The organism is Trichococcus sp. (assembly GCF_049589555.1).
Taxonomy (GTDB): domain Bacteria; phylum Bacillota; class Bacilli; order Lactobacillales; family Aerococcaceae; genus Trichococcus.
Map to the genome: position 1 here is coordinate 1 of NZ_JBAWAZ010000296.1, position 6,947 is coordinate 6,947.

Consider the following 6,947-nt stretch of genomic DNA (forward strand, 5'->3'; position numbering starts at 1 on the left):
AGGATCCATTGAACGATGTGGACGTCACCGTTATTTTGCCGGAAGCGACCGGTGAAGAGGAATTGCGCGCTTGGGGCCACGGTGGCGATGAAAACAGCACAGTGACGTTGGAAGACAATCAAAAAGTCCTGCTGTACGTCCCGCAGAATCCGGCCAATCAGTTCGTGGAGGCCCATGTGATCTTCCCGACCAGCATCACCGCAGACAATCCGAACGTGGTGAACGAGGATAAATTCGATGAAATATTGGCTCAGGAAGCCGCATTGGCTGAAGAAGAGCAACGCAATGCGTGGCTTTACGGAATTCTAAGCGCGGTGTTGGCGGTAGTCGCTCCGGTTCTGCCGATTCTGGTGTTCTTGTGGGTAAGGAAAGCAAGGCGAAAAGAAATCCCGCAGGAAATCCATCTGCCGGATCATATCTACGAATTGCCTGAGGACATGACTCCTGCCGTCATGAACGGTGCCGTCTTCAGTGGGAATGTGCAAGCTGCCGACATTTCGGCGACTATCCTGGATCTGGTGCGGAAAGGCTATCTGACGATCCTTCCGGTACAGATTCCCCAAAAAGGGATTTTCGGGCGGGAAAAAGCACCGGAAGACTCCTTCCGTCTGACGCAGATCAAGGACACAAAAAATGCCCCGCTCCTGAGCCATGAAAAGCTGCTATTGGATTGGTTCATCAGCGATGTCGGGGATGGGGAAAGCGTCACGCTCGATGATATCGAGAACATCGCCGACAATTCGACTGAAGCCAAACGCTTCAATGAGAATCGGGTCAAATGGCAAGAGCGCGTAATGGATGTCGCCACACCGAAACGCCAGAACTATCGTTCGAAGGACAACAAAAAAGCTGTAGCCTTCGCGGTCCTTGCTTTTGTCGCAAACATTTTCCTTTTGTTCGCTGTTGTGTTCTTCGGCATCATGAGCGGCAACTTTACCGCTTGGGCGATTGTCCTCGCAGTTTTGGGTGCGGCTTTCAGTTTCATCCAGCTTATGGCAGTGGCTGTCAAGCCGATCATGACTGCCGAAGGGGAACGGACGAAGCAGGAATGGGCTGGCTTCCGCAACATGCTGAAGGACGTGGGTGATTTTCCGATGCGCGATGTCGGATCCATCGCTTTATGGGATCATTTCTTGGTCTATGCCGTCTCTTTGGGAGTGGCCGACAAAGTCATGAAGCAGATGCAGGTCGAGTTCCCGGTGAATGAAATCCAAGCTTCCGCGTTCGGCAGCTATTACTACATGAACAACGCCATCTTCCTGTCTTCGTTGAACAACAGCATCAACACAGGCGTGACCAAATCGATGCCGACTTCCTCGAACAGCAGCGGCTTCGGCGGCGGTTTCGGTGGGGGTTCATCCGGCGGTTCGGGTGGCGGTTCCGGCGGTGGGGCATTCTGACGAGCGCCGTCCATACTTTCGAAAACATCCTATTCTGAAGCAGAGCAGGGTGTTTTTGTTTCAGATACCAAGCTATTTTCCAGATGACAATCCTTCGTTTTATAAATGATGAAAGGTCGAGGTGCGAACAGGATGAAAGAGAAAGAACGGAATGAATTGCAGGCGTTATATGAGGAGATGCGGGCGCTCCGTCAGGCTGTCCATGAGGAAGGCAATGCCCTTTATGCGGAATGGGAGCCGGGCATTTCCCGGGCTTCCTTCCAACTGAGCGGCAAAAACCTTGCCTATTATCTGGCGTTGCGCCGCAGGGATATCCGCCCCTTGCAGAGCCGTCTGTCCAAATGGGGCTTATCCTCACTGGGACGAACGGAATCGAAAGTGCTCCAACAACTGGATGCGATTGTCCGCAACTTGGCGCTGATGTCAGGGGAAATTAAGCAGCTGGATGACTATCCAAAAACAAGCGAAAAATTCCCGGGCCGGAAAAAACTGGCGACCGAGGCGAATGCCTTGATGGGTGATGCTCCGAACCACCGGACGACCCGCATAATGGTCACCCTCCCGGAACAGGCCGCAGCGGATACAGAATTTCTCGTCCGCCTGCTGGAGCGCGGCATGGATATCGCCCGCATCAACTGCGCCCATGACGACAGTGTTATCTGGAAGAAGATGATCGAAAATCTTCAAGAAGCCCAAAAAATTACCGGCAAAAATTGCCGCATCTATTTTGATATCGCGGGTCCGAAAATCCGGGTGGATACCGTCATCAGCGAAAAGGATAAACCGCGCCTCAAGGTTGGGGACTTCTTCTTCCTGACGGCGGATGCTTCCTTTAATGATCTGAAACAATATCCAATCATTGTGTTCAGCGAAAGCCTGAATCTCTTTGATGAACTGAAAATAGACAGTCCGGTCATCATGGATGATGGTGTCCTGGAAGGGCGTGTTGTGGAACAGAAGCCGCAAGGTGTCGTCGTGCAGGTAGGCAAAGCAGCCAAGGTAAAAGGGATCAGAGTGAAGGCGCAGAAAGGGCTCAACTTCCCGGAATCGACTTTTAGGATGCCGATTCTGACTGATAAGGACCGTGAAGACCTGTTGGTTGCCGAAAAGGATGCCGATATCCTGGGTTTCTCTTTTGTCCGCGGAAGCAAGGACATCGTGGCCATCCAGAAAACTTTGGCGGAGCAGGTCGGAAGTGAAGCGGCTGCAGCCATTCCACTTGTGATCAAAATCGAAACGGTGGAAGCCGTGAATCATCTGCCGGAACTGATCGTTGCCGCTGCCAGCAAAAACCCATTGGCGATCATGATCGCCCGCGGGGACTTGGCTGCCGAGGCCGGTTTCCTGAGGCTGTCGGAACTGCAGGAGGAAATACTCTGGATCTGCGAGGCTGCGCACATTCCCGTCATCTGGAGCACGCAGGTACTCGAGAACATGGTGAAGAACGGTGTGCCTACGCGGGCGGAGATGTCGGATGCGACGATGGCTGGACAAGCGGAGTGCGTCATGCTGAACAAGGGCGATTTTGTGGAAGAGGGGATCACCTTGTTGGATGCGATCCTCGTGCAGAGCCAACAGAACCGCTCGAAGAAGACAGCCCAGCTGCGTGCGCTCAAAATCGCCAAGAAGGCTTGGCGCAAAACAAAAAAATAAGCAGCTTTCGGCTTGGCCTCCCCATGCAGTGCCGAAGATTAACTTTTCCTAACAGGGAGAAAAATTACTGGCATTTCCCAAAAAATAAGTTACACTTATGGGTGTATTGGAGGGGCTAATTTTGATCGAAACAATAGAAAAAGAGGGCATGCACGTCAGCTACCTGGCGAGCGGCAGTTCCGGCAACTGCACCTATATCGAGACACCCAAACGGAAAATATTGGTGGACTGCGGACTGAGCGGCAAGAAAATCGCCGGCTTGATGGCAAAGATCGATCGCAACCTTGCGGATGTGGACACCATCCTCGTCACGCATGAACACCGCGATCACGTACATGGCTTGGGCGTTTTGGCGCGCAAGTACCACATGGATCTTTATGCGAACGAAGCGACCTGGAAGGCGATGGACCACATCATCGGCAACGTCAAGACCGAGCAGAAGCATATCTTCGAGATGGGCCAGGTGCTGACTTTGGGCGATGTCGATATCCAAAGCTTCGGCGTTTCCCATGATGCTGCCGAGCCGCAGTTCTATTCCTTCCATCATGAAGGCAAGCAGATGGTCATGTTGACCGATACCGGTTATGTCAGCGACCGCTTGCGTGGCCTTTTGCGGGATGCGGATGCGTACCTTATCGAAAGCAACCACGATTTGGAATTGCTGCGCATGGGCGGGTACCCTTGGTCACTGAAACAGCGTATTTTAGGGGATGAAGGCCATCTGTCCAATGAGGATGGGGCTGCCGCCATCGCCGAAATGCTGGGCGACCGGACGAAGCGCATCTATCTCGGGCATTTGAGCAAGGACAACAACATCAAGACCCTGGCGCACCATACGGCCGAAAGCATCTTGATGCAAAAAGGCATGGGCGTCAATGAAGATTTTTTTGTATATGATACCGATCCGGACGAGCCGACCGAACTTTTCAGAGTTTAGTCGCGCGGCGGGATTATGCAATCGCAGAAGGGGTGGGTCGAGTGATTCCGCTCCTTTTTGCGTACGCGGATATGATACAATAATCTCACCGAGAATCCATTTTCCGAAATATTCTCTTACTATCTTCATAATTTATTCAAAATAAGGAACTATACTGATCTTGTAGAACGATAAGGAGGAATCACAATGGACAGGAACGAAGAAAATAAAAACAATCCGCTCGATCAAGAAACGTACAATAAAACGGAAACTGAATCGACTGCCACCGAAGCTCCATCTGCTGATCACAATCAAGAAGACTTATCCGAAAAAACAGAGATAGATGCAGAATACACTGAGGTCGAAGAAACGGCCAGCGAAGAAGAACCAGTTGCGGAACCAGCCGCAAGAGCGACGATGAACAAAGAGGAACGCGCACACGTATACAACAGCGTAAGCGAGAACGAAGCGTCATCCAGACGTCCGAAAGACCGCAAAAATTCACCGATCAGGAACGGCATCGTCGGCGGATTGATAGGCGGCGGGATGGTCGCCCTGATCGGAGCAGGTTTGCTCTTCGGTTCAGGCATCCTCGGCAACGGATCCGGGACAGGCGATACCGGAAACACCACCGTAAACGAAACCGTGACGGATGTCGCCGTCAATGTGACGACCGACACGACTGCCGCTGTGGAGAAAGTGCAGGATGCAGTAGTCTCCATCATCAATATGCAGGCAGGCAACACGAATATGTTCGGCTTCGACCTGCCGCAGAACTCTTCTGACACCACAAACGGAGCTTTGGAGACGTCGAGTGAAGGCAGCGGCGTCATCTATAAAATCGAGGACGATCTCGCCTATATCGTGACGAACAACCACGTCATCGACGGGGCGGATGAGCTAGAGATCCTGATGAAGGACGGCACGAAAGAAGTAGCAACCGTCGTCGGCAGTGATGTCTGGACCGATTTGGCCGTCTTGACGATCCCGGCAACAAGCGTCACCGCGGTGGCTTCCTTCGGTGATTCGGACGCCGTGAATGTCGGCGAACCGGCCATCGCAATCGGCTCTCCGCTTGGAACTGAGTTTGCGACTTCGGTCACGCAAGGCATCATTTCAGCCAAAAACCGTTCCGTGTCCACAGATGTGGATGGGGACAGCATCGTCGACTGGGATGTGACGGCACTACAGACGGATGCTGCAATCAACCCGGGTAATTCCGGCGGCGCCCTAATCAACATCGCCGGCCAGGTCATCGGCATCAACTCGATGAAGATATCCGATTCAAACGTTGAGGGTATGGGCTTTGCGATTCCGAGCAATGATGTCCTGACCATCATCAACGAATTGGAACAAAACGGCGAAATCATCCGTCCGATCCTGGGTGTATCCATGCTGGATCTCTCCCAGATCTCCGCGTCCCAACAAAGTTCGGTCCTTACTCTGCCTGAGGATGTGACGGCAGGCGTCGTCATCGCTGAAGTCCAAGCCTTGTCCGCAGCTGAATTGGGCGGATTGGAACAATACGACGTCATCACGGAAATGAACGGCGAAGCCGTAACGAGCATCGTCGATTTGCGCAAAATCCTATATGCACTGGAAGTAGGCAGCGATGTGGAAATCTCCTATTACCGCGGAGGCACGCTGCAGTCAACGACCGTAACACTGACCGAAGGACAGACCTCAGCCGAATAAACTGAAAAATAATGAATGTTGAACACCCCGCATGGCTTCTCTTGAGATCAGCCGCGCGGGGTGTTTTGTGTTTTGGGGTTTGTGGTTGTTGGTTGTAGTGGGGGAGCTAGGCAGGGAATTGGATCCGGAAAGATGAATAAGTCCAAGTTATCCATCTTACACCAAGAAACTACCCCCGAAAGAGCAGAAATCCACATGAGTGTGGATAATTTCTGTGGAAAAAAAGTTTTTGTGTGCAAAACGCGTAAATGACGATGGGAGCGGTGCTTTCTGAAAATGGAAGTTATCCACAGAAATCGGATAAGTCTGTGTATAAAAATGTACCTCCATGTGAAAAGGGAGGATTAATCGTTGGTAAATAAGGGTTGATATTCAATTTGATTGCTCAATAGGGTATGTGCATAACTGTGTGGGTAGGAGGATATTTCATTTTAAGAATAATCAAGATGATGTGGCCGGAAATAATACTACCACTAGATAACGGGGGAACGTGTGTACATGTGGATAACTGGTGTGGATAAGGTGTGATTTGAGTGTGTGAAGTGGGCATAACGGAAGCCGAAATCCAAAACCTGTGTACCAAAAAGCTGATTCCGGTCATAAAACCAAAAAAATAGCACCCCGAAAACGGGATGCTGCAGTAAATCAAGTCAGTTGGTTCAAATAGTCGTAACGTTCAAAAACATCAGATTCAGTGATGCCCACAAGAACGATATCTTTGTCCACAATATAATCGCCTGAGAATGATACATTCAGGTGCTCGCCGCGGTGTTTGCGGAGGCCGATGATGTTGATGTCGTACTTGTTGCGCAGATCCAAATCACCCAGTGTTCTGCCCACCCATTTAGCTGGAGGATAGAATTCAATGATCGAAGTCTGGTCATCCAAGTTCACCACATCTTCAATGTTTGTACGCAGGATGTTTTTGGCGACGCGCATCCCGGTTTCTTTTTCAGGCAGGATGACAGTGTCGGCGCCGATCGCCTCCAAAACCTCACGGTAATTTTTGTTTTTGGCTTTTGCGATGATATGCTTGATGCCAAGTTTTTTGCAGTTCATGACGGCCAATACGCTGGCTTCCAATACGGTACCGGTAGCGATCACGACCACATCGCAGTCAGCGAGTCCAATCGATTCCAGTAAGGCCAAATCCGTAACGTCTCCGATGATTCCTTTAGTAATGAATGGTTCCAGACGGTTTACGTTTTCAGGATCCTTGTCTACAGCGATAACGTCCGAATCGAATTCGCTCAATGTTTTTGCGATTGTCGATCCGAAAATAC

At 51.0% G+C, this 6,947-nt stretch carries 5 protein-coding genes; 4 read left to right on the top strand and 1 reads right to left on the bottom strand.

The window, feature by feature from the left end; genetic code table 11:
* From WBV27_RS10485 to WBV27_RS10500, 4 genes are all read left to right on the top strand, one after another.
* The coding region (locus WBV27_RS10485; protein WP_424201859.1) for a DUF2207 family protein at positions 1 to 1,400 on the top strand (1,400 nt) is incomplete at its 5' end.
* A 132-nt stretch (positions 1,401 to 1,532) separates the two neighbouring features.
* Positions 1,533 to 3,053: a pyruvate kinase gene (locus WBV27_RS10490; protein WP_424201861.1), complete on the top strand. Its 1,521-nt coding sequence runs from the start codon at positions 1,533 to 1,535 to the stop codon at positions 3,051 to 3,053.
* 148 nt (positions 3,054 to 3,201) lie between these two features.
* On the top strand, positions 3,202 to 3,990 hold the full coding sequence (locus tag WBV27_RS10495) for an MBL fold metallo-hydrolase (protein WP_306416430.1): 789 nt from the start codon (positions 3,202 to 3,204) through the stop codon (positions 3,988 to 3,990).
* 396 nt (positions 3,991 to 4,386) lie between these two features.
* Positions 4,387 to 5,664 (top strand): S1C family serine protease, encoded by a 1,278-nt coding sequence (locus tag WBV27_RS10500; RefSeq protein WP_424201866.1) that lies wholly within the window; start codon positions 4,387 to 4,389, stop codon positions 5,662 to 5,664.
* Between the two features lie 645 nt (positions 5,665 to 6,309).
* Here the strand turns inward: WBV27_RS10500 and WBV27_RS10505 are convergent.
* Complete coding sequence (locus tag WBV27_RS10505) at positions 6,310 to 6,945, bottom strand: potassium channel family protein (RefSeq protein WP_424201863.1); 636 nt, start codon at positions 6,943 to 6,945, stop codon at positions 6,310 to 6,312.
* Between the last annotated feature and the right edge of the window lie 2 nt (positions 6,946 to 6,947).